The sequence below is a fragment of the Jiangella gansuensis DSM 44835 genome (genome assembly GCF_000515395.1).
GTDB lineage: Bacteria > Actinomycetota > Actinomycetes > Jiangellales > Jiangellaceae > Jiangella > Jiangella gansuensis.
Genome location: NZ_KI911782.1, coordinates 3,313,636 through 3,338,463 on the forward strand (window position 1 = coordinate 3,313,636; position 24,828 = coordinate 3,338,463).

Annotated in this window: 28 protein-coding genes; 19 read left to right on the forward strand and 9 right to left on the reverse strand. The window is 72.4% G+C overall.

Translation table 11 applies throughout. The annotated features are described in order from the left end of the window. The first annotated feature begins 93 nt into the window (after positions 1-93). Positions 94-1,041 carry a type IV toxin-antitoxin system AbiEi family antitoxin domain-containing protein gene (locus tag JIAGA_RS0115810; protein WP_026876417.1) on the forward strand — a complete coding sequence of 316 codons (948 nt, stop codon included), beginning with the start codon at positions 94-96 and terminating at the stop codon, positions 1,039-1,041. A 44-nt stretch (positions 1,042-1,085) separates the two neighbouring features. On the opposite strand, the gene fahA is transcribed toward JIAGA_RS0115810, so the two are convergent. Then, the gene (gene fahA / locus JIAGA_RS0115815; RefSeq protein ID WP_026876418.1) at positions 1,086-2,303 is read right to left on the reverse strand and encodes a fumarylacetoacetase; all 1,218 of its coding nucleotides are present in this window, start codon (positions 2,301-2,303) and stop codon (positions 1,086-1,088) included. Between the two features lie 31 nt (positions 2,304-2,334). Further along, positions 2,335-3,186, reverse strand: a complete 852-nt coding sequence (locus tag JIAGA_RS0115820; protein ID WP_026876419.1) for a hypothetical protein — start codon at positions 3,184-3,186, stop codon at positions 2,335-2,337. A gap of 156 nt (positions 3,187-3,342) precedes the next feature. On the opposite strand from JIAGA_RS0115820, the gene JIAGA_RS0115825 reads away from it, so the two are divergent. Continuing rightward, a complete protein-coding gene (locus tag JIAGA_RS0115825) occupies positions 3,343-4,545 on the forward strand; it encodes a homogentisate 1,2-dioxygenase (RefSeq protein WP_026876420.1) in 1,203 nt (400 codons plus the stop codon). A 312-nt stretch (positions 4,546-4,857) separates the two neighbouring features. Here JIAGA_RS0115825 and JIAGA_RS0115830 read toward each other — a convergent pair whose 3' ends face one another. Together JIAGA_RS0115830 and JIAGA_RS0115835 are read right to left on the reverse strand one after the other, a co-directional pair. Next, positions 4,858-5,793 (reverse strand): ABC transporter permease, encoded by a 936-nt coding sequence (locus tag JIAGA_RS0115830; RefSeq protein WP_211239681.1) that lies wholly within the window; start codon positions 5,791-5,793, stop codon positions 4,858-4,860. Continuing rightward, the gene (locus JIAGA_RS0115835) at positions 5,790-6,728 is read right to left on the reverse strand and encodes an ATP-binding cassette domain-containing protein (RefSeq protein WP_026876422.1); all 939 of its coding nucleotides are present in this window, start codon (positions 6,726-6,728) and stop codon (positions 5,790-5,792) included. The genes JIAGA_RS0115830 and JIAGA_RS0115835 overlap by 4 nt, the downstream gene beginning before the upstream one ends. Before the next feature lie 135 nt (positions 6,729-6,863). Between JIAGA_RS0115835 and JIAGA_RS30150 the strand changes: the two genes are divergently transcribed. From JIAGA_RS30150 to JIAGA_RS0115850, 3 genes are read left to right on the forward strand one after another with little or no spacing between them, the layout of a single operon-like run. Further along, positions 6,864-8,108 (forward strand): sensor histidine kinase, encoded by a 1,245-nt coding sequence (locus JIAGA_RS30150; protein WP_051426159.1) that lies wholly within the window; start codon positions 6,864-6,866, stop codon positions 8,106-8,108. Then, positions 8,101-8,772: a response regulator transcription factor gene (locus JIAGA_RS0115845; protein WP_035812593.1), complete on the forward strand. Its 672-nt coding sequence runs from the start codon at positions 8,101-8,103 to the stop codon at positions 8,770-8,772. Before JIAGA_RS30150 ends, JIAGA_RS0115845 begins: the two co-directional genes overlap by 8 nt. 32 nt (positions 8,773-8,804) lie before the next feature. Further along, entirely contained in the window at positions 8,805-9,602 is a 798-nt protein-coding gene (locus JIAGA_RS0115850) for a Cof-type HAD-IIB family hydrolase (RefSeq protein WP_035814436.1), read from the forward strand. 92 nt (positions 9,603-9,694) lie between these two features. Here JIAGA_RS0115850 and JIAGA_RS0115855 read toward each other — a convergent pair whose 3' ends face one another. Both JIAGA_RS0115855 and JIAGA_RS0115860 read right to left on the reverse strand, forming a co-directional pair. Beyond that, positions 9,695-10,267: a P-loop nucleotide/nucleoside kinase family protein gene (locus JIAGA_RS0115855; protein ID WP_026876425.1), complete on the reverse strand. Its 573-nt coding sequence runs from the start codon at positions 10,265-10,267 to the stop codon at positions 9,695-9,697. Between the two features lie 28 nt (positions 10,268-10,295). Then, on the reverse strand, positions 10,296-10,937 hold the full coding sequence (locus tag JIAGA_RS0115860) for an NAD(P)-dependent oxidoreductase (RefSeq protein ID WP_026876426.1): 642 nt from the start codon (positions 10,935-10,937) through the stop codon (positions 10,296-10,298). Between the two features lie 130 nt (positions 10,938-11,067). On the opposite strand from JIAGA_RS0115860, the gene JIAGA_RS0115865 reads away from it, so the two are divergent. Continuing rightward, positions 11,068-11,424, forward strand: a complete 357-nt coding sequence (locus JIAGA_RS0115865) for a winged helix-turn-helix transcriptional regulator (protein WP_026876427.1) — start codon at positions 11,068-11,070, stop codon at positions 11,422-11,424. A gap of 1 nt (position 11,425) precedes the next feature. Here JIAGA_RS0115865 and JIAGA_RS0115870 read toward each other — a convergent pair whose 3' ends face one another. After that, entirely contained in the window at positions 11,426-12,022 is a 597-nt protein-coding gene (locus tag JIAGA_RS0115870) for an isochorismatase family protein (protein WP_026876428.1), read from the reverse strand. Continuing rightward, positions 12,019-13,281 carry a nicotinate phosphoribosyltransferase gene (locus JIAGA_RS0115875; protein ID WP_211239936.1) on the reverse strand — a complete coding sequence of 421 codons (1,263 nt, stop codon included), beginning with the start codon at positions 13,279-13,281 and terminating at the stop codon, positions 12,019-12,021. The genes JIAGA_RS0115870 and JIAGA_RS0115875 overlap by 4 nt, the downstream gene beginning before the upstream one ends. A gap of 268 nt (positions 13,282-13,549) precedes the next feature. Here JIAGA_RS0115875 and clpS point away from each other — a divergent pair, with 268 nt between their 5' ends. The 9 genes from clpS to JIAGA_RS0115920 all read left to right on the forward strand — a co-directional run bounded on the left by clpS (position 13,550) and on the right by JIAGA_RS0115920 (position 19,395). Then, the gene (gene clpS / locus JIAGA_RS0115880; RefSeq protein ID WP_245597192.1) at positions 13,550-13,849 is read left to right on the forward strand and encodes an ATP-dependent Clp protease adapter ClpS; all 300 of its coding nucleotides are present in this window, start codon (positions 13,550-13,552) and stop codon (positions 13,847-13,849) included. Then, positions 13,813-14,451, forward strand: a complete 639-nt coding sequence (locus tag JIAGA_RS0115885; protein ID WP_051426161.1) for a DUF2017 domain-containing protein — start codon at positions 13,813-13,815, stop codon at positions 14,449-14,451. The genes clpS and JIAGA_RS0115885 overlap by 37 nt, the downstream gene beginning before the upstream one ends. A gap of 126 nt (positions 14,452-14,577) precedes the next feature. After that, positions 14,578-14,991: a M67 family metallopeptidase gene (locus JIAGA_RS0115890; protein WP_026876432.1), complete on the forward strand. Its 414-nt coding sequence runs from the start codon at positions 14,578-14,580 to the stop codon at positions 14,989-14,991. Between the two features lie 60 nt (positions 14,992-15,051). Beyond that, a complete protein-coding gene (locus tag JIAGA_RS0115895) occupies positions 15,052-15,327 on the forward strand; it encodes a MoaD/ThiS family protein (protein WP_026876433.1) in 276 nt (91 codons plus the stop codon). Next, the gene (locus tag JIAGA_RS0115900; protein ID WP_026876434.1) at positions 15,324-16,274 is read left to right on the forward strand and encodes a cysteine synthase; all 951 of its coding nucleotides are present in this window, start codon (positions 15,324-15,326) and stop codon (positions 16,272-16,274) included. The genes JIAGA_RS0115895 and JIAGA_RS0115900 overlap by 4 nt, the downstream gene beginning before the upstream one ends. 88 nt (positions 16,275-16,362) lie before the next feature. Next, positions 16,363-16,941 carry a dihydrofolate reductase family protein gene (locus JIAGA_RS0115905; RefSeq protein ID WP_026876435.1) on the forward strand — a complete coding sequence of 193 codons (579 nt, stop codon included), beginning with the start codon at positions 16,363-16,365 and terminating at the stop codon, positions 16,939-16,941. 81 nt (positions 16,942-17,022) lie between these two features. Beyond that, positions 17,023-17,895, forward strand: coding sequence for a glutamate racemase (gene murI / locus JIAGA_RS30155; protein WP_051426162.1), 873 nt, complete (start codon positions 17,023-17,025; stop codon positions 17,893-17,895). Beyond that, a complete protein-coding gene (locus JIAGA_RS0115915) occupies positions 17,892-18,644 on the forward strand; it encodes an MBL fold metallo-hydrolase (protein ID WP_026876436.1) in 753 nt (250 codons plus the stop codon). Before murI ends, JIAGA_RS0115915 begins: the two co-directional genes overlap by 4 nt. A gap of 1 nt (position 18,645) precedes the next feature. Continuing rightward, a complete protein-coding gene (locus JIAGA_RS0115920) occupies positions 18,646-19,395 on the forward strand; it encodes a PIG-L deacetylase family protein (RefSeq protein WP_026876437.1) in 750 nt (249 codons plus the stop codon). A gap of 103 nt (positions 19,396-19,498) precedes the next feature. Here JIAGA_RS0115920 and JIAGA_RS0115925 read toward each other — a convergent pair whose 3' ends face one another. Continuing rightward, positions 19,499-20,293: a class E sortase gene (locus JIAGA_RS0115925; RefSeq protein WP_051426163.1), complete on the reverse strand. Its 795-nt coding sequence runs from the start codon at positions 20,291-20,293 to the stop codon at positions 19,499-19,501. Positions 20,294-20,445: 152 nt separating this feature from the next. Here JIAGA_RS0115925 and rph point away from each other — a divergent pair, with 152 nt between their 5' ends. The 4 genes from rph to JIAGA_RS0115945 all read left to right on the forward strand — a co-directional run bounded on the left by rph (position 20,446) and on the right by JIAGA_RS0115945 (position 24,788). Next, the gene (gene rph / locus JIAGA_RS0115930; protein ID WP_026876439.1) at positions 20,446-21,174 is read left to right on the forward strand and encodes a ribonuclease PH; all 729 of its coding nucleotides are present in this window, start codon (positions 20,446-20,448) and stop codon (positions 21,172-21,174) included. Continuing rightward, positions 21,171-21,779, forward strand: a complete 609-nt coding sequence (gene rdgB / locus JIAGA_RS0115935) for an RdgB/HAM1 family non-canonical purine NTP pyrophosphatase (RefSeq protein ID WP_026876440.1) — start codon at positions 21,171-21,173, stop codon at positions 21,777-21,779. Before rph ends, rdgB begins: the two co-directional genes overlap by 4 nt. 227 nt (positions 21,780-22,006) lie before the next feature. Further along, the gene (locus tag JIAGA_RS0115940) at positions 22,007-23,593 is read left to right on the forward strand and encodes a molybdopterin-dependent oxidoreductase (RefSeq protein ID WP_084469721.1); all 1,587 of its coding nucleotides are present in this window, start codon (positions 22,007-22,009) and stop codon (positions 23,591-23,593) included. Positions 23,594-23,729: 136 nt separating this feature from the next. Continuing rightward, the gene (locus JIAGA_RS0115945; protein ID WP_157553219.1) at positions 23,730-24,788 is read left to right on the forward strand and encodes a type IV toxin-antitoxin system AbiEi family antitoxin domain-containing protein; all 1,059 of its coding nucleotides are present in this window, start codon (positions 23,730-23,732) and stop codon (positions 24,786-24,788) included. Positions 24,789-24,828 lie beyond the last annotated feature (40 nt).

The window sequence follows — 24,828 nt, forward strand, 5'->3', positions numbered from 1 at the left end:
GTCATAGCGGGGCTAATCGCCGATGATCATGGGTATCCACAAGCGGCGACCTGCCTCTGGCGTCTTCGCGCCGGATCGCGCAGGCTCAGGGGCATGTCCGAGCTCGACGAGATCAGTGCGCGCCAGCACGGCATGGTCGCCCGTGCACAGGTGCTGACGTGCGGCTTCACCAGGCGTCGCATCGAGTGGCTGGTCGAGTCCGGGCAGTGGCAGCGGGTCCACGTCGGGGTCTACGCCACTCACAATGGGCCGCTCACGTTCGACGCCCGGGTGTGGGCGGCGATCCTGCGGGCGGGCCGCGGCGCGGTGGCCAGCCACCGAACCGCCGCCTACCTGGACGGCCTCTGTGACGAGCCGGGCCCGACGGTGCATGTCACGGCGCCGGGAGACCGGCATGTGCGGGGGAAGGTCGACGGCGTCCGCGTCCACTACGCCAACCGGCTGCCACTGACCCGGCACCCGGCCAGGCTGCCGCCGCGCACGCGGGTCGAGGACACCGTTCTGGACCTGGTCGATGCCGCCCAGCATCCGCGTGAAGCGGAGACCTGGGTGACGGCGGCCTGTCAGCGTCGGGCGACCACGCCGGAGCGGCTGGCCGACGCGCTCGGTCGGCGTAAGAAGATCCGCTGGCGGCCCATGCTGGAGGCGATGCTCACCGACGTGGCCGCGGGCGCGCAGTCCCCGCTGGAACTTCGTCATCTGCGACGGGTGGAGCGCGCGCACGGGCTGCCGGCCGGCGCGCGGCAACGGCGGGTCTCCGGCCGCCGCGTCATCTGGATCGACGTGGACTACGAGGAGTTCGGCGTTCGAGTCGAGTTGGACGGCCGGGTCGGCCACACCGGCGAGGGACGGTTTCGCGACCGTCGCCGCGACAACCTCGCCACCGTGCAGGGCGCCGCGACCCTGCGGTACGGACACGCGGACGTGTTCGGCGACCCGTGTGGCGTCGCGGCCGAGCAGGCCCGGGTGCTGGTGGCGCGGGGCTGGACGGGTACGCCGCTCTCGTGCGGCCCGGGGTGCTCGGCCTCCGTCTCCCCATGATCATCGGCGATCGACCACGTCATAGCGGGGTCGATCGCCGATGATCATGGGGAGGGGGTGGGGGAGATCTGGCCGGTCACGGCGCCGAGGGGGATGCGGGTGCCGCCGGGGCCGGCCGCCGTGGCCTCGATGGTGACGGTGTCGCCGTCGTCCAGGAACGCGCGCTGCGATCCGTCGGCCAGGGTCACCGGTTCGGTGCCGTTCCAGGTCAGCTCGAGGAAGCAGCCGCTGCCCCCGGGGCGAGGCCCGCTGACGGTGCCGGAGGCGAACAGGTCGCCGGTGCGCACGGAGGCTCCGTTCGCGGTCAGATGGGCCAGTTGCTGGGCGGGCGTCCAGTACATTCCGGCGAACGGTGGCCGGGACACGACGGTCCCGTTCCACGACACCGCGAACTCCAGGTCCAGTCCCCACGGTTCGGCGTCGCGCAGATAGTCCGCGGGTTCGGGCGAGCGCTCCGGCGGCTCCACCCGTGCGTGCGCCAGTGCGGCCAGCGGCACCACCCACGGCGAGATCGACGTCGCGAACGACTTGCCGAGGAACGGGCCGAGGGGCACGTACTCGAAGGCCTGGATGTCGCGCGCGGACCAGTCGTTGACCAGCACCATGCCGAAGACGTGTTCGGTGAAGTCGGCGACGGGGACCGGCCGGCCCAGCTGGGACGGGGCGCCGACGACGAAGCCGGCCTCGGCCTCGATGTCCAGCCGCAGCGACGGCCCGTGCTCGACGCGTCCCTCGGCCGGCGGTCCCACACGGCGCAGTCCGGACGGGCGCACGACAGGCGTCCCGGACGTCACCACCGTGCCGGCGCGGCCGTGGTAGCCGATGGGCAGGTGCCGCCAGGCCGCGGGCAGGGCGGGGGAGTCCGGCCGGAAGATCCGCCCGACGTTCTCGGCGTGGGTCTGTGAGGCGTAGAAGTCGACGTAGTCGCCGACGTCGAAGGGCCGGTGCAGGGAGACCTGACCGGCCGGGACCAGGTGCGGTTCGACGAGGTCGCGGTGCGGTTCCTCGGTGACCAGTTCGATCAGCCAGTCGCGGACGGCGTCCCAGGCGCGCCGGCCGGCGGCGAGGAACGGGTTGAGGGTGGGCTGGGCGAACAGGTGCGCGCCGTCCAGACCCTCGACGGCGGCCAGGGGGGCGAGGTCGAGCACGTGGTCGCCGACGGCCACGCCCACGCGGGGTTCCTCGCCGGGAGTGGAGAAGACACCGTAGGGCAGGGTCCAGGCGTCGAAGGCCGCGCCGGCGGGGATGGTCATCCAGGTCATGGTGTGTGCCGCGCTCCGCTCGTCCGACCGTTCACCGCGCGACCTTATCGGGTCCCGACACCAGCCCGAGGGCGATCAGGTCGTCGAGCGGCTCGGCGATGCTGCAGGAACCGTAGGAGGCGAACCACCGCCGCACGGAAACGGCGTCCGCGGCGCTCACCGCGGCCGCCAGCCGGGCGCCGTCGTCGATCGAGACGGCGGCCTCGACGTCGGGCGCCGATCCGCCGTCCAGCGCGGTCGCGACGGCCAGCAGCAGGTTGAGGAATCCGTGCTCGACGCCGTCGCCACGTTCGCCGCGGACGGCGTGGTGCAGCCCGGCGGTGAACTTCATGGCCACGCCACGGTCGAGGCAGGCCACCACGAACGCCGCCAGCTCGGCGGCGCTCGGTACCCCGGCCGGACCGCCGGTGCGCAGCTTGGCCCGATAACCGGACTCCGCGATCACATCCAGGGCGTTCTCCCAGCCAGGAGCGCGGGGGACCTCGACGTAGGCGGGCTCGTCGTCGTCCGGGCCGCCGAGCGCGGCGTCCAGGGCGGTGACCACACGGCGCGCGTTCTCGCCCAGCGGATCACCGCGCAGCGGGACCTCCACGCCGCGCAGCACCAGTTGGCCGTCGTTGGCCACGCTGTCGACCGCCGCCAGGACCCCGCCGGTGCCGGTGTCGACGACGACGGCGACGTCCATCGGTTCCGGCAGGTCACGGGCCAGGCCACCGAGCCGGTCCAGCTCCGACGCCGGGATCAGCAGCGGTCCGACGAACCCGGCGTACCACGCCGAACGGTGAACCCGGTGGGCGGCGACGGCGTCGGGCACCGGGAGGTCTCCCGGCGGGAAGACGGCGGCGTCGTCGACGAGGCGGTCGAAGATCGTGGGAATCCCCATGGCGGCATCCTCTCGTGCGCGCCGGCATCGGCGGCGGGTGGCCCGGCCGACCTTGACACCGGTGCCGTCCATCCTCGACGCTGGTCGATATACGAGCAAGCGTGTCCGATAATCGGAATAGTTGTCGGGTGCGCGAGCCGAAGAAGGTGACGGCAGATGTTCTATCGCAGTGTCGGTGCGATCCCGCCGAAGCGGCACACCCAGTTCCGCCGGCCCGACGGCGGCCTCTATCGCGAGGAGCTGATGGGCGAGGAAGGCTTCTCGTCGGACTCGTCGCTGCTGTACCACGAGGGAGTGCCCTCGGCCATCGTCGATTCGCGCATCTGGGAGCTCCACGACGCGCACACCATCCCGAACCACCCGCTCAAGCCGCTGCACCTGAAGCCGCACGACCTCTTCCCGGCCCATGACTGGAAGGCCGCCGACGTCGTCACCGGCCGACGGCTGCTGCTGGGCAACGGCGACGTGCGCATCGCCTACGTGGCCGCGGGAGAGTCGTCGCCGCTGTACCGCAACGCGATCGGCGACGAGTGCGTCTACGTCGAGGACGGCGAAGCGACGCTGGAGACGATGTTCGGCGTGCTCCGGGTGCGACAGGGCGACTACGCGGTCATCCCGCGGGCGACGGTGCACCGCTGGGTCCCGACGGGGGACGGCCCGCTGCGCGCGTACATCGTCGAGGCGAACTCGCACATCACGCCGCCGAAGCGGTACCTGTCGCGGTACGGGCAGTTCCTGGAGCACGCGCCGTACTGCGAGCGCGACCTGACCGCGCCGGCCGAGCCGTACCTGGTGGAACAGGCCGACGTGGAGGTCTACACGAAGCACCGCGGGCACGGCCCGTCCGGCCTGGTCGGCAGCATCGTCACCTACCCGACGCACCCGTTCGACGTCGTGGGCTGGGACGGCTGTCTCTACCCGTACACATTCAACGTGGCCGACTTCGAGCCGATCACCGGCCGCATCCACCAGCCGCCGCCGGTGCACCAGGTCTTCGAGGGCTACAACTTCGTCATCTGCAACTTCGTGCCACGCAAGGTCGACTACCACCCGCTGGCCGTCCCGGTGCCGTACTACCACTCCAACGTCGACTCCGACGAGGTCATGTTCTACTGCGGCGGCGACTACGAGGCGCGGAAGGGCTCCGGCATCGGCCAGGGTTCCATCACACTGCACCCGGGCGGGCACTCGCACGGACCGCAGCCCGCCGCGATCGAGCGCTCCCTGGGCAAGGACTACTTCGACGAGCTGGCGGTCATGGTCGACACGTTCCGGCCGCTGGAGATCGGCGAGGGCGGCCAGGCCAGCGACGACGGCGCGTACGCCTGGACGTGGAGTGGCCGCGGGCCCCAGGGCTGACCCCACCGAGCGCGCCCACCGCACCGAGCTCCGCGGGCCCGGCGGCGAACAGCAGACCGGCGCTGAGCGCGATACCGGCCTGGGCGCGCCGGCGCCGGCCGTGGCCGGTCGGGCGCATCCGGCGGGTGGAAAGCGTGGAGCTCATGTGGTGTATCTCCTGAGATACATCGTGTCGTCGGTGAGGTCGATAGCGGCCGGCAACGACGGGGCCGCACTCCCCGCCGTAACGGGCAGCGCGGCCCATGACACACCATGTCGCTTTCAGATCGGTTTCAGCTGGCTTCCACGCCGGCGTGACCTGGCCGGAGGCGCTCAGGGGACGTCGCGGCGCTTCATGGTGACGGCGGCCACGACAGCGAAAACAACCAGGTAGCCTGCGGTCAGCAGGGCCGCCGGGCCACCGTCGAGCACGGTCAGGACACCCGGTGTGCCGTCGCCGCCGCCCCCGGACGACCCACCCAGCGCGCCGGCCAGCGAACCCGACGCGGTGCCGGGCAGCACGTTCGTCACGTACTCGACACCGCCGAGCAGGTTGCCGACGCCGCGCAGCAGGTTCTCGACCACCAGCGACCACACCAGGCCCAGACCCACCGCGAGCGCGGGGCTACGGGTCAGCACCCCGACCAGGACACCGGCCGAGGCCCACATGCCGGTGATCAGCAGACCGCCGCCGACGGACTCGGCCAGCGCGCCGAGCGACGGCCAGACGATCGACTGGCCCTCCGCTGAGGCGATGAGCACTGACGCCACGACGTCGACGGCCAGCGTCGCCGCCACGACCCCGGCCACGATGGTGAACACCGCGATCAGCGTGCCGCCGAACGCCGCCAGCCGGCCCGGGCCCTGGGTGAGCGTGGTCTTCCACGTGCCCCAGCCGTAGCCGCTGCCGGTGGCCAGCGCGCCGAGGATGAACATGATCGCCCCGCCGAACATCGGCATCCCGCCGGTGAAGATCTCCGGGATCGCCGCCGGCAGCAGCTCCGCCAGCAGGCTGTCCGACGGGACGCCCTCGGTGGCGAAGCTGCTCGACCCGGTCGCGAAGGCGACGTAGTTGAACACGTAGGAGAACGTGAGGTTCAGCAGCAGCCAGACGGTCACCATCACCCACACCGCGGGCCAGGCCCGTATTCGCAACAGTTCCGCGCATGCGCTCGCGGCCAGGCCGGCCAGCGGCCCGGGAATCCCGCGCGGCCCGCTCGTGGGTCGCGTGTCGGCCGGCACTGTCGTCTCCGTCGTCGTGGTGCTCATCGCTGCTCCTCCTTCACGGGCGCCGCGGCACGCTGTGCGTGCTCCAGGTCACCGGTCATCTCGAAGAAGACGTCCTCCAGCGACCGCTCCGACTGCCGGAGCTCGTGGATGTCGACGCCGGCCCCTACCAGTGCCCGGACCAGCTCCGGCGCATGCTCCTCGTCGAGCTCCACCTGCAGCCCGTCGTCGAGCAGCTGGACGGCGTCGTCGCCGGCCACCTGCATCGCCACGGCCAACGCCCGGTCGACGGGGGTGGCGCGGACCAGAAGCGTGCTGCCGCCGCGCAGCTCGCTGACGGTGCTCTCGGTGAGCAGCCGCCCGCCGGCGATCACGCCGACCCGGTCGCAGATCTCCTGGACCTCGCTCAGCAGATGACTGGAGAGCATCACCGTCTGGCCCTGGGCGGCCAGGTCGACGATGAGCCGGCGCATGTCGGCCATGCCACCGGGGTCCAGGCCGTTGGTGGGTTCGTCGAGCACCAGCAGGTCAGGCTCGCCGAGCAGGGCGGACGCGACACCCAGCCGTTGCTTCATCCCCAGCGAGTACGACTTGAACGCGTCGTCGCCGCGCTCGGCGAGGTCCACCCGCTGCAGGGCGGCTTCCACCGCCCGGTCGGGGACGCGCTGGTAGCGCGCCATCACGCGCAGGTTGTCGCGCCCGGAGAGGTACGGGTAGAAACCCGGCCCCTCGATCAGCGCGCCGGTGCGGGCGACGGCGCCAGGATCGCCCGGCCCGTGGCCGAGGACGGTCGCCGTTCCGCTGGTCGGGCGGACCAGGCCGAGCAGCATGCGCAGCGTGGTCGTCTTGCCGGCTCCGTTCGGGCCGAGGAAGCCGTACACCTCGCCGCGTCGGACGGTGAGGCTCACGTCGCTCACGGCGAGCCGTTCGCCGTAGCGCTTGGTCAACCGGTCGGTGTCCACGATGGTGTTCGTCATGGCCCCACGGTCCCGGTCGGTGCGTGTCGCCCGCGTCAGCGTGGGAGCGGCACCGCGGGTACGCAGATCGACGTACGGCGGTTACGCACGTGGACCGACGCCGCACGGGGCGTCGCCACTCTAGGGTCGGGTGTCATGGACCGGGTTCGTGGCTGGCTGCTGGACATCGGCATCACGCTGGTGCTGCTGCTCATCGGCGTCGGCGGCACGCATGGTGCCGCGCAGGGCCAGGACTGGGCCCGCGGCCCCGACGCGCTCGCGTACACCCTGGTCGCCGTCGCGGCGGCGTCGTTCGTCGTCCGCGGTCGTCACCCGCGCACGGTGCTGCTGGTCAGCGGCGCCGCGGTGATCGCGTACCTGGCCGCTGGCTACGCGTACGGCCCGATCCTGCTCACCATCCCGGTGATCGCGTTCACGCTCGGTTATCAGCTCACGGCGCGCGTGGCGGTGCGCTGGGTGGGCGCCTACTACGCGGCGTTCTTCGTGGTGTCGGCGCTGCGGCTGGTCGACGACTCCGGCGCGTCGCTGTGGCGGCAGGGCGCCGCGTTGACGATCGCGTCGCTGGCCGCGTTCGGGGCGCCCCTGGCCATCGGCGCCGCCCTGAAGACCCGGCGCGAGTCGCAGGACGACGTCCGGGCCGCGCTGGCCCGCCGGGCGGTGTCGGACGAGCGGCTGCGGATGGCGCAGGAGCTGCACGACTCCGTCGGGCACGGCCTGGCGGTCATCGCCATGCAGGCCGGCGTGGCGCTGCACGTCCTCGACCGCAATCCCGCGAAGGTCCGGGAAGCGCTGGAGGCCATCCGTGACACCAGCCGGTCCTCGCTCGACGGGCTGCGGGCGGAACTGCAGGTGCTGCGCAGCCCCATGACCGACGAAGCGCCCCGCCGCCCGGTGCCCGGCCTGGCCGAGGTCGAGGTGCTGCTGGAACGCATCCGCGCCGGCGGCGTCGAGGTGACCGCGCAGCTGCCCGGCCTCCCGCCCGGCGGGGCCGACCTGCCTCCGGACGTCGACGTGGCCGCCTACCGGATCGTGCAGGAGTCGCTGACGAACGTCCTCCGGCACGCGGAAGCCACCCGGGCCGACGTCCGTATCAGCAACTCCGGCGACGAGCTGCTGATCGACGTGACCGACGACGGCGTGGGCGCGGCCGGCGACGGCGTGGTCGTGGCGGATCCGCCCGGCGCGGGCGCCGCCGTCGACGCCGACGCTCCCGGTGACGGCTCGGGCACCGGCATCGCCGGCATGCGGGCCCGCGCCGAGGCACTCGGCGGCCGGCTGCAGGCCGGGCCGCGCACCGGCGGCGGGTTCGCCGTCCACGCCCGGCTTCCGCTCGTGTCGGCCGGCCGGGATGCGGACATGTCAGGATCGACCCATGAGTGACGGCACGATCAAGGTCGTCGTGGTCGACGACCAGGCGCTGGTCCGGATGGGTCTGCGCACGCTGCTGGAGACGGAGGACGACACCGAGCTGGCCGGGGAGGCCGCCGACGGGCGCACCGGCGTCGAGGTCGTGCGACGCACCCGGCCCGACGTCGTGCTCATGGACATCCGGATGCCCGTGCTGGACGGGTTGGCGGCGCTGCGCGAGATCACCGCCGACCCCGACCTCGCGGACGTCCGGGTCATCGTGCTCACCACGTTCGAGCTCGATGAGTACGTCTTCGAGGCGCTGCGCGGCGGGGCCAGCGGGTTCGTGCTCAAGGACTCCCCGCCGGACGAACTGCTGCACGCCGTGCGGGTGGTCGCCGACGGCGCGTCGCTGCTGTCTCCGTCGGTCACCCGCCGGGTCATCGAGCGGTTCAGCGCCACCGACACCCCGGCCAGCGCGCCGCATCCGGACCTGGACCGCCTCACCGAGCGGGAGCGCGAGATCGTCGCGTGGGTGGCCACCGGCCGGTCCAACGACGAGATCGCCGCCGAGCTGGTGGTCAGCCCGGCCACCGTCCGCACGCACGTGAGCCGGGCCATGGTGAAGCTGCACGCCCGCGACCGCGCGCAGCTGGTGGTCTTCGCCGTCCAGTCCGGGTTGACCCTGCCGGGATGAACCGGCCGGAGCGCATCGAGCAGACTGGACGGATGACGAACTCGACCCCGCGGGTGGTCGCCACCGACCTCGACGGCACCTTGCTCCGTAGCGACGGGACGGTGTCCGAGCGCAGCCGCGCCGCGCTGACCCGGGCCGAGGAGGCCGGCGCCACCGTTGTCTTCGTGTCCGGGCGGCCACCGCGCTGGATCGACGTGCTGGCCGACGCCGTGGGCGAGCACGGCCTGGCCATCTGCGCCAACGGCGCCCTGGTCTACGACGTCCGGCAGCGTGCGGTGATCGAGGAGCACGGCCTGCCCGGCGACATCGCGATGCAGGTGGCCCAGGCCATCCGCGAGAGCGTGCCCGGCTCGGTGTTCGCCGTCGAGCGACGGCTGAACTTCGGTCACGAGCCGACGTACCGTGGCCGGTGGCCGGCGCCGCAGGACACGCTCGTGGCCGAGCTGGACGAGCTGCTCGCCGAGCCGGTCTCGAAGCTGCTGGCCGCGCACCGCGAGCTCGACGCGCGGGAGTTCGTGGACCGGGCCGCCGCGGTGGTGGGGTCGCTCGCCGCGGCCACCTACTCCGGCAGCGACGCGGTGCTCGAGATCAGCGCGGCCGGCGTCTCCAAGGCGTCCACGCTGGCCACCCTGTGCGCCGAGCTGGGTGTCGACGCGCACGACGTGGTGGCCTTCGGGGACATGCCCAACGATGTCCCGATGCTCGCCTGGGCCGGCACGTCCTTCGCCGTCGCCGGCGCGCACCCGGACGCCGTCGCCGCGGCCACCCATCGGTGCGGCGACAACGACGACGACGGCGTCGCCGAGGTCCTGGAGCGCCTCTTCCCCTGACCCCGCCCGGAAATGATCACGTCCACCATGGGTGCACCCGCATCACCAGGAATGCTTGCCTGGCGCGGCGGGAGTACCCATGGTGGACGTGATCATTTCCGGACGGCGCGGAGGAGCGCGCGGAGCTGGTCGTCCAGCGGCGGGGCGCCGCGCCGGTTGTCGATCTGGTGGTGCGGCACCGGCGGCGGCACATCGGGCTGGGTGGCCGCGGTGAACTCGTCGAAGTTGGCCAGCTTCTGCCCGTCGCGGTCGTGGCCGCGGCCGATGATCCGCTCGCGCAGCGTGTCGCCGTTCGAACGCACCCAGACCAGGTGGACGGGGTCGCCGCCGAGCCGCTTCGTGTAGGCGGCCCACGCCTGCGGGTCGCGGATCTGCCCGCTGAACGGCGCGACCAGGATCACCGGACAGCCGGCGGACCGGACCTCGGCGGCGGTGTCGGCCAGCCCGGCGTACTCGTGCACCTTGATGTGTTCGTCGTACCAGGGGCCCTCGCGCTCGCCGAACGGCCGGCCGTGCGCCTCGAGCGTCGCGACGACGAAGGGCGCGTAGACGGTGTCCTTGTCCAGCAGCGCCGGCACCGGGTCCAGCTGGGCGGCGAGCTTGCGCGCGACCGTGGTCTTCCCGGCACCGGGCGCTCCGGCGATCATCCAGACGGCGGCAGTCACGTCGTCCGACCCTATCGGCCGGGCGGCCTCACGCCGTCTCCAGGCCCAGGTGCAGACGGTGGTGGCGCGGGTGCTCGACCTCGTCCAGGACCCCGATCGCGAGGTCGGCGTAGGAGATGCGGCTGGCCATGTCACCCGGTACGACGCGGTACCGGCCGATCCGCGGCCCGCCGTGGTCGAAGTCGCCGGCCGGGCTGACGACGACCCAGTCCAGGCCGGAGCGGTCCGCGCGCTGTTCGGCGAGCCCGGCGCCGTGGCCGAGCAGGAACTCCCGGTACTCCTGGGGGTAGCCGGGGCTGTCCAGCAGCGGCGTTCCCGTCACGTCCGGCAGCAGCGACGCCAGTCCGACGGCGACCAGGCGGCGCACTCCGGCACGGCCCAGCCCGTCGGACAGCGCCCGGACGGAGGCGGGGAAGAAGTCGGCCGCGGGGACGGTCAGATCCGCGGCGGCGTTGACGGCGGCGTCGTGCCCGGCCGCCAGCCGCGCGACGCCGCCCGGGTCGGTCACGTCGCCGGCCGCAAGCCGCACCCCGTCGCCGGCGGAGGTCAGGTCCTCGTGTTTCGCCGGGTCGCGGACCACCGCCGTCACCTCGATCCCGCGCCGCACCGCTTCGCCGATCACCGCACGGCCGGCCCGTCCGCCGGCACCGAACACCACAATTCGAGTCATGCCCCGGGACGGTAGGGCAGGCCCTGGTTACCGATGCGAAACCACCCAGCTCAGGCCCATGATCATGTTCCCTCGCGGTCGGCCGGCGTCCGCGAGGGAACATGATCACGGGTTTGGGTAGCGTGGCAGTGTGCGTACGCCACTGGACCCGGACATGTTCGACCCGGTCTGCCCGTCCACCCTCATGCCGGTCAGGTTCGCGGACAAGTGGGCCGGCATGATCATCCGCTGCCTCGAGGACGGCCCGCGCCGCTTCTCCGAGCTGCGCGTCCCCATGCGCCGGGCCAGCGCGAAGTCGTTGACGGCGTCACTGCGCGGCCTGGAGCGCGACGGCCTGGTCACCCGCACCGAACACCCGGGCCGGCACGTCGAGTACGTGTTGACGTCGCTCGGGCACAGCATGCTGGATGTGCTCGATGCGCTGTGCGACTGGAGCACGAAGCACTGGGAGGACCTGCTCGACGCCCGGGAGGCGCACGGCTCGTAGCCTAGGCCCGGACCACCGGCGTACCGGCGAGCCGCACGCCGGCCGCCTGCATCTCCTCCAGTGCCCGGGCGGTGCTGCTGGCCGAGACCCCGGCGGTCATGTCCAGCAGGACCGTCGTCTCCAGGCCCGCCCGGGCCGCGTCCACGGCCGTCGCGCGGACGCAGTGGTCCGTGGCGATGCCGACCACCTCGACGGCGCCGACCTCGTGGTCGCGCAGCCAGTCGGCGAGCGGGACGTCGTCGTGGGAGCGGCCCTCGAAGCCGGAGTAGGCAGCGGTGTACTCGCCCTTGTCGAAGACGGCGTCGAACGGCTGCGGGTCGAGGTTGGGGTGGAACGCGACGCCGTCGGTGCCGGCCACACAGTGCCGCGGCCAGCTGGTGACGTAGTCGGGGGACTCGGAGAAGTGGTCGCCGGGGTCGATGTGGTGGTCGCGGGTGGCGACGACGTAGTCGTACCGGCGCTCCCAGGGGTCGCCGTCGGTCCAGGTCTTGAGTACCTCGGAGATGGCGTAGGCGACGTCGGCGCCACCGGCCACCGCGAGGCTGCCGCCCTCGCAGAAGTCGTTCTGCACGTCGACGACGATGAGTGCGCGCTTCATGTCCGCTCCTCCCAGTGGGTCGGGATGGCTGGCCCGCCGCGCGAGAGTTGCAGCGCGGTGGGGGGAAGCTCCTCGCGGGCGCGGCGGTGCCGGTCGCGGGCCGCGTCCAACGGCTCGCGACCGACGACCTCGCCGTCGCGGATCAGCGGCACCAGCAGCGGGCGGTCGGCGGCACCGCGGCCGTCATCGTCCGGGGGCCGTCCGACGCCGATGACCTCGGCCTCCGCGAATCCGCGGGCGCCGAGCCGGCGCAGTGCGTACTTGCGGCCGCCGTGGCTCACCTTCCCGGAGCTCTTCTTCTCGACCGAGACCAGGCGGCCGTCGTCGTCCTCGCGGGCGACGAGTTTGTACACCAGGCCCGCGGTGGGGGTGCCCGCGCCGGTTACCAGCGCGGTGCCCACGCCGTAGCCGTCGACGGGGGCGGCGGCGAGCGCGGCGATGGCGTGCTCGTCGAGGTCGCTGGTGACGACGATCTTGGTTTCGGTGGCGCCCAGCGAGTCCAGCTGCTGCCGTACCTCGGCGGCCATCGAGAGTAGGTCGCCGGAGTCCAGCCGGACCGCGCCCAGTGACGAGCCGGCGATCTCGACGCCCAGCTGAACCGCTTCGGCGACGTCGTAGGTATCGACCAGCAACGTCGTGCCCTTGCCGAGCGAGTCGACCTGGGCAGTGAACGCGTCGCGCTCGGTGTCGTGCAGCAGGGTGAACGAATGCGCGCTGGTGCCGCGGGTGGGCACCCCGAAGCTGCGGCCGGCTTCCAGGTTGCTGCTGGCGGCGAAGCCGGCGATGTATGCCGCACGGGCCGCCGCGACGGCCGCCTGCTCGTGGGCCCGCCGCGAGCCCATCTCGATGCACGGGCGCCGGCCCGCCGCCGTCGTCATCCGGGACGCCGCGGTGGCGACCGCGGAGTCGAAGTTCAGCACCGACAGCGCCAGCGTCTCCAGCACCACCGCCTCGGCGAAGCTGGCCTCGACCACCAGCACCGGCGAGTTCGGGAAGTAGGCGTCGCCCTCGCCGTAACCCCAGACGTCACCGCTGAACCGGTAGCCCGACAGCCACTCCAGGGTCGGCGCGTCCACGACCTGAGCACGTTCCAGGAAGGCCAGGGAGTCGTCGTCGAAACGGAACTTCTCGATGGCGTCCAGCAGCCGCCCGGTGCCGGCCACCACTCCGTAGCGGCGCGCGCCGGGGAGCCTGCGGCCGAAGACCTCGAAGACCGAGCGTCGCCCAGCGGTACCCCGGGCGAGTGCGGCCTGGAGCATCGTCAACTCGTAGTGGTCCGTGAGTAGCGCCGTCGTAGCCGACACACCCTCAGACTATGCGGCGTGACCGTGAAAGGCCCGGCATTCCGGCGGTCCGGCCGTGCGCCGTGGCCGGAATCGCCCAGATAAAGGCCGGACTGGCAAAGCCGTGGCGTGAGGGGGATGATGAGATGTCGGAGCCGGAGAGAGGAGCCCGGGTCCGGCGCTGAGTTGCGCTTGTCAGCCAGTGGCGCGGGGTGATGGCCGGAAGATGACACCATTGGGGGCCATGATGACCGCACCCGTCGAGATCGAGCGTCCGGAGGCCGCGGAGGTTCCGCAGGCCGACGTTCCCTGGGTCACGGTGGTGTGGAACGATCCGGTGAACCTGATGTCGTACGTCACGTACGTCTTTCAGACATACTTCGCCTATTCGAAGGTCAAGGCCGAGAAGCTCATGCTCGATGTGCACGAGAAGGGCAAGGCCATCGTGTCCTCGGGCACGCGCGAGGAGATGGAGCGGGACGTGGAGGCCATGCATGCGTATGGCCTGTGGGCCACGCTGCAGAAGGCGGGGGACCGAGTCTGAGCACCGCGTTCCGTCGAGCTCGCGGAGGCGTCGTCGCCGCGTCGTTCCACGTCGTCGAGGTCGAGCTGCTGCGCTCGCTGGTCGGGCAGCTGCTCGAACTGGTGCACGACGAGCCCACCGACACCAAGGCCGGCGACGTCTGGGCCGCTGAGCTGGGTCTCGGCGACGATGCGCCCTCTCGTCCCACCGACCCGGTGTTGCTGCGGCTGTTCCCCGACGCCTACCGCGAGGACGACGAGGCCGCCTCCGACTTCCGCCGCTTCACCGAGCGCGGGCTGCGCGACCGCAAGGCCGCCGCGGCCGCCACCGTGCTGGCGTCGCTGGCCACCGCCGACGGCGCCGCCGGAGCCTCGGGCGGTTCGGCCAAGTCGCGCGAGAAGCTGCGCATCGAGCTCGACGCCGACCAGTCCGAGGCGTGGCTGCGAACTCTCACGGATCTGCGGCTGGCACTGGGCACCCGGCTCGGTGTCACCGATGGCGACGAGGACGACTGGCTGGCCCTCGACGAGGACGACCCGCGCCGCCACGTCCACGACGTCTACGACTGGCTCGGCTGGGTCCAGGAGACGCTGGTCCGCACGTTGTCGTCGGCCCTGGAATGACGCCCGGCGACCCGGAAATGATCACGTGGACCATGGGTGCTCCCGTGCCACCAGGGATGCTTGCCTGCTGAAGCGTGAAGACGCCTGGTGGTGGCCCGGTCGGGGCGAGTATCTATCCTGTGAGCCGTGCTGAGCATCCGCCGCGACCACGTCGACGCCATCCTGGCCCACGCCCGCCGCGACCACCCGGACGAGGCGTGCGGCGTCATCGCCGGGCCCGCCGGAAGTGACCGGCCGGAGCGCTTCATCCCGATGCTCAACGCCGCCCGCTCACCGACGTTCTACGAGTTCGACTCCATGGACCTGCTGCGGCTCTACCGGGAGATGGACGACAACGACGAGGAGCCGGTGGTCATCTACCACTCGCACACCGCCACCGAGGCGTACCCGTCGCGTACCGACATCTCCTACGCGAACGAGCCCGGCGCGCACTACGTCCTCGTGTCCACGCGGGACGGCGCCGACGACGAGTTCCGCTCGTTCCGCATCGTGGACGGCGAGGTGACCGAGGAGGAGGTCGTCGTCCTCGATGGGGAATGATGGACCCGTCCGTGGTGGTTGCTGCGGGTGACCGTCCCTTTCACCTCCAGGAGAACGTCGATGGCCGTCGAGGTCCGCATCCCCACGATCCTGCGTCAGTACACCGGTGGCGCGAAGACCGTCGAGGGCGCCGGTGGCACGTTGTCGGAGCTCATCGACGACCTGGAGACCCGGCATCCGGGCCTGCGTGAGCGGTTGACCGAGAACGGTGCGCTGCGGCGGTTCGTGAACGTCTACGTGAACGACGAGGACGTCCGCTTCCTGGGCGCGGAGAAGGCGCCGCTGTCCGACGGCGACTCCGTCACGGTGCTGCCCGCGGTGGCCGGGGGCAGCTGATGCGCTACGAGTCCCTGCTGGACTCGCTGGGCCGCACCCCGCTCGTCGGGCTGCCGCGGCTGTCGCCGTCGGCGCAGGTCCGGCTGTGGGCGAAGCTCGAGGACCGCAACCCGACCGGCTCGGTGAAGGACCGGCCGGCCCTCCGGATGATCGAGGCCGCGGAGGCCGACGGCCGGCTCCGGCCGGGCGCCACCATCCTCGAGCCCACCTCCGGCAACACCGGCATCTCGCTGGCCATGGCCGCCAAGCTCAAGGGCTACCGGCTGGTCTGCATCATGCCCGAGAACACGTCGATCGAGCGGCGGCAGCTGCTGTCCATGTGGGGCGCGGAGATCATCCCGTCGCCGGCGGCCGGCGGCTCCAACGAGGCCGTCCGGGTGGCGAAGGGGCTGGCCGAGCAGAACCCCGACTGGGTCATGCTTTACCAGTACGGCAACCCGGCCAACGCGCTGGCGCACTACGAGACCACCGGCCCGGAGCTGTTGCAGGACCTGCCCGAGATCACCCACTTCGTGGCCGGCCTGGGGACGACGGGGACGCTGATGGGCGTCGGCCGGTACCTGCGCGAGAAGCTGCCGGACGTGCAGATCATCGCCGCCGAGCCACGGTACGGCGAACTCGTCTACGGGCTGCGCAATCTCGGCGAGGGTTTCGTGCCGGAGTTGTACGACGAGTCGGTGCTCACCTCGCGGTACTCGGTGGGTCCGCGCGACGCCGTCCGCCGCACCCGCGAGCTGCTGGAGCAGGAGGGCATCTTCGCGGGCATCTCCACGGGAGCGGTCGTCCACGCCGCCATCGGTATCGCCGGCAAGGCCGTGGCGGAGGGTCGGCGCGCCGACATCGCGTTCGTCGTCGCCGACGCCGGCTGGAAGTACCTGTCCACCGGTGCCTACGAGGGCACGCTCGACGACGCCGAGGACCGGCTGGACGGCCAGCTCTGGGCCTAGGTGTGCTCGGCCCGCTGGTGATCATGGCGGGGTTTGTGCTGCTGTAGCGCTACAAGACCCGCCATGATCATGGAGTTGGAGACGTCCCATGCGTGACCTCGTGTACTACATCGCCGTGTCGATCGACGGCTACATCGCCGGGCCGCAGGACGAGGTGGACTTCTACCCCAGCTCCGACGAGTACGCGGCCTGGATGACGGGCGAGTACGGCGACACGCTGCCGACGCACGTCCGCCGCCAGGCCGGCATCGACGACGTCCCGAACCGCAGCTTCGACACCATCGTCATGGGCCGCCGCACCTACGACCCGGCGCTCGAGATCGGGATCACCAGCCCGTACGCCCACCTGCGGCAGTACGTCGTCACGACGTCACTGGCCGAGAGCCCGGACCCGGCGGTGACGGTGATCGGCACCGACCCGCTCGAGCTGGTGCGAACGCTCAAAGCGGAGGACTCGCCGTTGGACGTCTACCTGGCCGGCGGCGCTCACCTGGCGGGCCAGGTGCTCCCGGAGATCGACCGGCTGATCGTCAAGCAGTACCCGGTGGTGGCCGGCACCGGCCTGCCCATGTTCGCGACGGGGTTCTCGCCGACGGCGTTCGACCTCACCGACGTGCGGACGTTCGAGAGCGGCAACGCGGTCCTGTACTACCGCCGTTCGCGCTGACCTCGGGATCACGGGAGGCCCGGCGTGGCGTTGGACACGTCTCGGCGTGCGCGGCGCCGGTCCGGCGTACGCTCTGGTCCGATGAGCGACGCACCGATCGGGATCTTCGACAGCGGCGTGGGCGGGTTGACGGTCGCCCGGGCCGTCCTCGACCAGCTCCCGCACGAACCGGTCCTCTACGTCGGCGACACCTCGCGCGGCCCGTACGGCCCGCGGCCCATCGCCCAGGTGCGGGCTTTCGCGCTCGACGTCATGGACACCCTCGTCGCCGAGGGCGTGAAGCTCCTGGTCATCGCGTGCAACTCGGCCAGTAGCGCGGTCCTGCGCGACGCCCGCGAACGTTACGACGTCCCCGTCGTCGAGGTGATCCAGCCGGCCGTGCGTCGCGCGGTCGCGGCCACCCGCAACGGCCACGTCGGCGTCATCGGCACCCGGGCCACCGTCACGTCACGCGCGTACGAGGACTCCTTCGCCGCCGCGCCGCAACTACGCATCACCGCGCAGGCCTGCCCCCGGTTCGTCGAGTTCGTCGAGGCCGGCGTCACCCACGGCCCGGAGCTGGAGCAGGCCGCGCACGAGTACCTCGACCCGGTCCGGGCCGCCGGCGTCGACACCCTGGTTCTCGGCTGCACCCACTATCCGCTGCTCACCGGCGTCATCTCCTACGTCATGGGTGAGGACGTCACGCTGGTCAGCAGCGCCGAGGAGACGGCCAAGGACGTCTACCGCGTCCTCGCCGCGCAGCGCCTGATGCGCGCGGACACCCTGCCGCCACCGCGGCACCAGTTCCGGTCCACCGGCGACGCCCGGCCCTTCCGTGAGCTGGGCCGGCGCTTCCTCGGCCCAGAGGTCTCCTCCGTCGAGGAGACCACCGAGCTGCCGGTCATCCGCCACGACCCCTCCGGCCTTGGCGAAGAAACGTACCTCGGCCGAGGAGAGGCGGTCGCGCCGTGAGGCTCACCGTCCTCGGCTGCTCCGGCTCCGTGCCCGGACCGGAGTCGCCCGCGTCCGCGTACCTCGTCGAGGCCGACGGCGCCCGGCTGGTGGTCGACCTCGGCAACGGCGCGCTGAGCCCGTTGCAACGGCACGTCGGCCTGACCGGCCTCGCCGAGCTGGAAGCCGTCGTTCTCAGTCACCTGCACCCGGATCACTGCATGGACCTGTGCGGACTCTATGTCGCCCTGCGCTACGGGGTGTCGTCGCCGCGGCGAATCCCGGTCTACGGGCCGGACGGCGCGGGGGAGCGGATGGCCGCCGCCTACGGCAAGGAGCCGCAGCCGGGGCTGTCCGGCGAGTTCGACTTCCGCGCCTTCCCGAGCGGAATCTTCCGGATCGGACCGTTCGACGTGCGGGCGGTGGCGGTGCCGCATCCGGTCCCCGCCTACGCCATCCGCGTCTCACACGCCGGCCGCACGCTCGTGTACAGCGGCGACACCGCCCCCAGCGACGCCCTGGTCGAGCTGGCCGACCGCGCTGACCTGCTGCTGTGCGAGGCAGCGTACGACGACGGCGACGACAACCCGCCCGGGATCCACCTCACCGGGCGGCAGGCCGGCGAGCACGCCGCCGCGGCCGGGGTCCGTCGACTCGTCGTCACCCACGTGCCACCATGGGGCGATCCGCAGCGCGCCGTCGCCAGCGCCGGCGCGGTCTACGACGGCCCGGTGGAGCTGGCCGCGCCAGGATCCTGGTGGGAGGTCTGACATGACGGAGCACGTGGTCGCGCCCGAGCCGCTCGAGCCGCTGCCGGAGGACTGGGAACGCGGCCTCGTCATCGCCGCCCACCCCGACGACGTCGAGTACGGCGCGGCGGCGGCCATCGCGCGCTGGACGGCCCAGGGCAAGTCCATCGTGTACTGCATGGTCACCAGCGGCGAGGCCGGCATCGACAGCATGGCGCCGGAAGAGGTCGGCCCGCTGCGTGAGAAGGAGGAACGCGACGCCGCCCGCGTGGTCGGCGTCGACGTCGTCGAGTTCCTCGGCTACCCCGACGGCGTGGTCGAGTACGGGCTGCCCCTGCGCCGCGACCTGGCCCGGGTGATCCGCCGGCACCGGCCCGACATCATCGTCACCGGGAACTTCCGCGAGACGTTCGGCGGCGTGGTCCTGAACCAGGCCGACCACATCGCCGTCGGGCGGGCCGTGCTCGACGCCGCCCGCGACGCCGGCAACCGCTGGGTCTTCCGCGACCTGCTCGACGAAGGGCACGAGCCGTGGAACAAGGTGCGCGCCATCTGGGCCGGCGGCTCGCCGGAAGCCCGGCACGGCGTCGACACCACCGACACGTTCGAGCTGGGCGTCCGGTCGCTGGAGGCGCATGCCGGGTACCTGGGCGCGCTCGACGGCCATCCGGAGCCGGCCGAGTTCCTGGAGGGCCTGGCCCGGGGCGACGGCACCCGGCTCGGGACCCGGTTCGCCACGTCGTTCGAGGTGTATCCGCTGCAGCTGTTCTGAGCGGGCCGGCTGTGCGGGCGGAGCGCCGCCGATGGCCCCGGTCACTGCTCGTGCAAAAGGCGGCCAGCGGGCACCTGGCCTGCGGGAATACCGGGCCACGGACTCAGCCGGCCGCGGGGCGTTCCTCCGCGCTGACGAGCACGCCCGTGGCGAACATGCGCTTCTCCGCCCCGATCCGCGGCCAGCAGGTGGTGAGCGTGATCCGCGCCTGGGTGGGCTCGGTGTCCGCCGGCTCACCCGGGACCGGGTCGACCACCCACATCTCGGTGGGCTCGATGACGTTGCCGTTGTCGTCGCCGTCGGGTGCGTCGTCCAGCTCGTACCGGAAGACCCCGTCGACGGTCTCGATCTCGATGATGTCGCCGGCACGCAACCGCGGGAAGGGCGCGAACGGCGAGCCGTGACCGGAACGGTGCGCGGCGATGGCAACGTTGCCCAACTGCCCCGGGTCGGCGCTGTCGGCATAGTGACCGGGGCCGTTCTCCAGGTCGTCCGGTTCGGTGCCCTCGACGACGATGCGTTCCCAGTCGTCGCCGAACCGTGGGATGCGCAGGATGCCGTACGCGTCGCCGAGCTCGAGCGGCGCCGGCTCGGCGTCGTCGCCCGCACCGTCGGTGTCGTCGCCGGCGTCGCCGGTCTCGTCCGGCGGCGGGGCCTCGCGGTCGAGCAGGTGTTGCTGGAACTGGTCGCGCAGGTCGTCCTGGGCGGCGGCGGTCTGCAGGCCGGTGCCCCACACCGTGTAGACGGCGAACAGCAGCACCAGCGCGCCGGCGGTGAGCAGGAGCTCGCCGGCGATCCCGGCGCCGGTGGCGAGCAGGCCGCGCCGGCCGGCCGCCCGGCCGTGTGGTCCTGCTGGCCGGGGCGCCCGGCGATGCTTGGGCGCCGCCCTGCGCTGCATGGCGACGACGCTACGTGATCGTCCCGGCGGCCGCAGTCGAAACCGCGCGAACAGCAGCGGAGCTCCCAGCCGTGGGCCGCCGGAACGTCCGCAGCCGGCCGTGGACCGGGCAGTCCGCCGGAGCGTCGGTCCGAACCGATAGCTTGTGACGCATGACCCGTTCCGACGGCCGCAGCGCCGATCAGCTCCGCACCGTCCGCCTGGCTCGCGGCTGGCTCGACCACGCCGAGGGGTCGGTGCTCGTCGAGTTCGGCCGTACTCGCGTGCTGTGCGCGGCGTCGGTCACCGAGGGCGTCCCCCGCTGGCGCAAGGGTTCCGGGCTGGGCTGGGTGACCGCCGAGTACGCGATGCTGCCGCGCTCCACCAACACCCGGTCCGACCGCGAGTCGGTGAAGGGCCGCATCGGCGGGCGCACGCACGAGATCTCCCGGCTCATCGGCCGGTCCCTGCGCGGCATCATCGACACCGCGGCACTGGGCGAGAACACGCTCGTCGTCGACTGCGACGTGCTGCAGGCCGACGGCGGCACCCGCACCGCCGCCATCACCGGCGCGTACGTGGCGCTGCACGACGCGGTCACCTGGATGCGCGGACAGGGCATGCTCGCCAGCGAGAAGGTGCTCACCGACTCCGTGGCGGCGGTCTCCGTCGGCGTCGTCGGCGGCACCCCGCTGCTCGACCTGTGCTACGAGGAGGACGTCCGCGCCGAAACCGACATGAACGTCGTCATGACCGGTGACGGGCGTTTTATCGAGGTCCAGGGGACGGCCGAGGGCGCGCCGTTCGACCGGCAGGAACTCGACTCGCTACTGGCGCTGGCCGGTGACGGCTGCCGCGAGCTGACCGAGCTGCAGACCGCCGCGCTGGCGTCCACGTCGTGACAGCCGCGCCGAAGGTGGTGCTGGCCACCCGCAACGCACACAAGGTGCCGGAGATCCGACGCATCCTCGAATCCGCCGGGGCCGCCGTCGACCTGGTCGCGGTCAGCGAGTTCCCCGAGGTCCAGGACGTCGCCGAGACCGGCCTCACGTTCGCCGAGAACGCCCTGCTCAAGGCGCGCTCGGTGGCCGAGGCGACCGGCCTGCCGGCGCTGGCCGACGACTCCGGCCTCGCGGTCGAGGCGCTGGGCGGGATGCCCGGGGTGTTCTCCGCCCGCTGGGCCGGCCGGCACGGCGACGACGGCGCCAACCTGCGGCTCGTGCTCGCACAGTTGGAGAGCGTGCCCGATGCGCATCGCCAGGCCGCGTTCATCTGCGTCGCGGCGCTGGCACTGCCGGACGGCACCTCGGCGACGGAGGAGGGCCGGGTCGACGGCGCCGTCATCCGTGCGCCGCGGGGCGAGAACGGGTTCGGTTACGATCCGATCTTCGTCGCCGACGGCAGCACCCGCACCACCGCCGAGCTCGCGCCGGCCGAGAAGGACGCCATCAGCCACCGCGGCCGCGCCTTCCGCGCCATCGCCCATCACCTCGCCGCCCTCGCCTGACCCTGGCCGCCCCTGGCTCCCGCCGGTGGAATCCTGATGATCACGTTGCCTCGGCCGGGGCACTCGTCTCCGCCGACGGCGAAGCTGACCCGGGTGTACCTGCTTCACGAGGCATGCATGCCTGGTGAAGCAGGTGAACACACCTGATGGGGTGGCGATTCTGAACAAACGCTGACGATCATGGTCGCCCCGTGGGCAGACCGGCCGGCCGGGAGGATGATCGGAGGGTGACCGATCCCGTGACGGCAGCCCCGCCCGGCAGCCCGGCCGCGCCGCCCCACCGGGTGTCGTGGTGGCCGCCGGCGCTGGCCGGCGTGCTGGCGCTCGCGCTGGGACTGGCCGTCGCCGAGGCGGTGGCCGGTGCGCTGGGCCGGGCGGAGACACCGGTGGTGGCGGTCGGCGAGGAGTTCATCGACCTGACGCCGGGCTGGCTCAAGGACCTGGCGATCGAGCTGTTCGGCATCCACGACAAGTCCGCCCTGCTGGTGGGGATGGCCGTCGTGCTGACGGTGCTGGGCGCGCTGATCGGGCTCCTCACCGCCCGGAACCGAGCGGCCGGCGTCGCGACTGCCGGTGGGCTGCTCGCGGTCGCGGCTCTGGCCGTGTGGAACCGGCCCGACACCACCGAGGCCGACCTGGTTCCCACCCTCGCCGCGGGCGTCGTCGCCCTTCCCGTGCTCGGGTGGCTGGTGCGGAAGGCCACGACACCGGCCGCTCCCGCCGACGACGCCAGCCCGGGGGACCGGCGGTCGGACCGCCGGGCGTTCCTCACCGCGGCCGCGGTCACGGCTGGCCTGGCAGTCGCCGGCGGGGCCCTCGGACGGGTGCTGGGTGCCCGCCGGCTTGGCGTGGAGGAGTCCCGCGACGACCTCGCCGCCAGCATCGACCTGCCGCGGCCGGACGTGCCCGACGGCGTCGACCTCGTCGTCGACGGGGCGCAGCCGTGGCGCACTCCGACGCAGGACTTCTACCGCATCGACACGGCGCTGTCGGTGCCGCTGCTGCGGGCCGAGGACTGGTCGCTGCGAATCCACGGGATGGTCGAGAACGAGGTCGAGCTCGACTACCAGGGGCTGGTCGAGCTCGGCCTGGTGGACCGCTGGCTGACGCTGAACTGCGTCTCCAACGAGGTCGGCGGCAACCTCATCGGCAACGCGCTGTGGACGGGTGTGCCCATCGCCGACGTGCTCGCGCTGGCGAAGCCGGCCGCGGGCGCCGACGCGGTCCTGTCCCGCTCCTACGACGGCTGGAACGCCGGCACGCCGCTGGACGTGCTCACCGACGGCCGCGACGCCCTTTTCGCGGTGGGCATGAACGGCGACCCGCTTCCCGTCGAACACGGCTTCCCGGTCCGCATGATCGTGCCAGGGCTCTACGGCTACGTCAGCGCGACGAAGTGGGTGGTCGAGCTGGAGGTGAGCCGGTTCGCGGACTTCGAGGCGTACTGGACCACTCGCGGCTGGGCCGAGCGGGGCCCGGTGAAGGTGGCCTCCCGCATCGACGCCCCGCGCGGCGGCCGCGAGGTCCGGGCCGGGAGGGTCGCGGTCGCCGGTGTTGCGTGGGCGCAGCACCGCGGGATCGCCGCGGTGCAGGTACGCGTCGACGACGGCGACTGGCACGACGCTCGGCTGGCCGAGGTGCCCAGCGCCGACACCTGGCGGCAGTGGGTGTGGGACTGGGACGCCGAACCCGGCGAGCACCGCCTCCAGGTGCGCGCCGTCACCTCCGACGGCGAGGTGCAGACGGAGGAGGAGGCCCGGCCGGTGCCCGACGGCGCCACCGGCTGGCACACCGTCACCGTCGACGTCGGCTGACCCCCATGATCATGGCGCTCTTGGCACTGCCCTGGCAGTAGAGACCCCGCCATGATCATGGCCAACGCCGGGTAGTTGTCCACAGATCGCCGGACGGGCCTGTCGCGCGTGTCGCCGGACGGGCAGGTTGGTCCGCGTGTCCTATCAACGAGCGATGCGGCTCGCCGCCGTCCAGGACGGGATCATCACCCGGGCGCAGGCGCTCGCCGCCGGCATGACCCCGGCGGCCCTCGCCCATGCCGTCCGCTCCGGCGGGCCGTGGCAGCGGGTCGTCCGGGGCGTCTTCGCGACGTTCACCGGCCCGCTCGCGCCGATCCACCGGATGCGCACCGCCCATCTGTACGCCGGGGAGGGCGGACTCGTCACCGGCGCGTGGGCCTGCCGGATGATCGGGTTGAGTTACGGCCCGCCGACCGGTGATGTCGTCGAGGTGCTGGTGGCGCGGTACGTGCGCCGCACGGGCACGGGCTTCGTCCATATCCGGCGCACGGAGCGGATGCCGGCTTCCGAAGCCTGGCTGGACCTCGACCTGACCGGCGGCCGGCTTTCCGCGCCGCCGGAGATCATCCTCGACCGGCTGGCGCCGACAGCGCGTCCGGGCGAGATCCCAATGGTGCCGGCCGCTCGAGCCGTCGTCGACACCGTCGTCTTCCCCGACCGTCTTCCGCAGGCCTGGTCGCCACGCTGCCGGTACCGCACGGGCTGTCCGGACTGCGGCGCGCACCTGCGGGTGGCGCTGCGGAACGTGCGCGCGCTGATGTGCGAAGCCGTGCAACGCCGCCGGGCCAGGCTGGAGCAGTTGCGTGCGGAGGTCGCGGCGGCCCGCCGCCGCGGCTCGGCGTTGGCCCGGATCGCGCTGGCCGACATCGACGCCGGTTGCCGGTCCGCGCCGGAGTGCGAACTGCGGGATCTGGTGCGCACCAGCAGGGTCCTGCCTGAACCGCGGTGGAACCGGCAGTTGCCCGGGGTGCGCGGCATCGTGCCGGACGCGTGCTGGCCGGAGAAGCGGCTCGTCGTCGAGGTCGACTCGCGTTCCTTCCACGCCTTCGGTGACGCTCCGGAACGCACCGAGGAACGGCGGGCCCGGCTGGCCGCGCTGGGCTGGGTGGTGCTGCCGGTATCGCCGGCCCGGCTGCGTTCCGAACCGGCGGCGGTGTTGCGTCAGATCGAGCGGGCCTACCTGGCGTGCGAGTGATCATGGCGCTCTAGTTGCTGCCGTGGCAGTAGAAACCCCG

What these genes read in the sequence shown, in the direction of transcription:
- JIAGA_RS0115925 (WP_051426163.1), bottom strand. Translation starts at nt 20,293, where the DNA reads ATGCAGCGCAGGGCGGCGCCCAAGCATCGCCGGGCGCCCCGGCCAGCA.
- JIAGA_RS0115875 (WP_211239936.1), bottom strand. Translation starts at nt 13,281, where the DNA reads ATGCTCCAGGCCGCACTCGCCCGGGGTACCGCTGGGCGACGCTCGGTC.
- JIAGA_RS0115835 (WP_026876422.1), bottom strand. Translation starts at nt 6,728, where the DNA reads ATGACGAACACCATCGTGGACACCGACCGGTTGACCAAGCGCTACGGC.
- JIAGA_RS30150 (WP_051426159.1), top strand. Translation starts at nt 6,864, where the DNA reads ATGGACCGGGTTCGTGGCTGGCTGCTGGACATCGGCATCACGCTGGTG.
- JIAGA_RS0115860 (WP_026876426.1), bottom strand. Translation starts at nt 10,937, where the DNA reads ATGACTCGAATTGTGGTGTTCGGTGCCGGCGGACGGGCCGGCCGTGCG.
- JIAGA_RS0115830 (WP_211239681.1), bottom strand. Translation starts at nt 5,793, where the DNA reads ATGAGCACCACGACGACGGAGACGACAGTGCCGGCCGACACGCGACCC.
- JIAGA_RS0115850 (WP_035814436.1), top strand. Translation starts at nt 8,805, where the DNA reads ATGACGAACTCGACCCCGCGGGTGGTCGCCACCGACCTCGACGGCACC.
- JIAGA_RS0115870 (WP_026876428.1), bottom strand. Translation starts at nt 12,022, where the DNA reads ATGAAGCGCGCACTCATCGTCGTCGACGTGCAGAACGACTTCTGCGAG.
- rph (WP_026876439.1), top strand. Translation starts at nt 20,446, where the DNA reads ATGACCCGTTCCGACGGCCGCAGCGCCGATCAGCTCCGCACCGTCCGC.
- JIAGA_RS0115895 (WP_026876433.1), top strand. Translation starts at nt 15,052, where the DNA reads ATGGCCGTCGAGGTCCGCATCCCCACGATCCTGCGTCAGTACACCGGT.
- JIAGA_RS0115905 (WP_026876435.1), top strand. Translation starts at nt 16,363, where the DNA reads ATGCGTGACCTCGTGTACTACATCGCCGTGTCGATCGACGGCTACATC.
- JIAGA_RS0115825 (WP_026876420.1), top strand. Translation starts at nt 3,343, where the DNA reads ATGTTCTATCGCAGTGTCGGTGCGATCCCGCCGAAGCGGCACACCCAG.
- murI (WP_051426162.1), top strand. Translation starts at nt 17,023, where the DNA reads ATGAGCGACGCACCGATCGGGATCTTCGACAGCGGCGTGGGCGGGTTG.
- JIAGA_RS0115845 (WP_035812593.1), top strand. Translation starts at nt 8,101, where the DNA reads ATGAGTGACGGCACGATCAAGGTCGTCGTGGTCGACGACCAGGCGCTG.
- JIAGA_RS0115920 (WP_026876437.1), top strand. Translation starts at nt 18,646, where the DNA reads ATGACGGAGCACGTGGTCGCGCCCGAGCCGCTCGAGCCGCTGCCGGAG.
- clpS (WP_245597192.1), top strand. Translation starts at nt 13,550, where the DNA reads ATGATGACCGCACCCGTCGAGATCGAGCGTCCGGAGGCCGCGGAGGTT.
- fahA (WP_026876418.1), bottom strand. Translation starts at nt 2,303, where the DNA reads ATGACCTGGATGACCATCCCCGCCGGCGCGGCCTTCGACGCCTGGACC.
- JIAGA_RS0115810 (WP_026876417.1), top strand. Translation starts at nt 94, where the DNA reads ATGTCCGAGCTCGACGAGATCAGTGCGCGCCAGCACGGCATGGTCGCC.
- JIAGA_RS0115820 (WP_026876419.1), bottom strand. Translation starts at nt 3,186, where the DNA reads ATGGGGATTCCCACGATCTTCGACCGCCTCGTCGACGACGCCGCCGTC.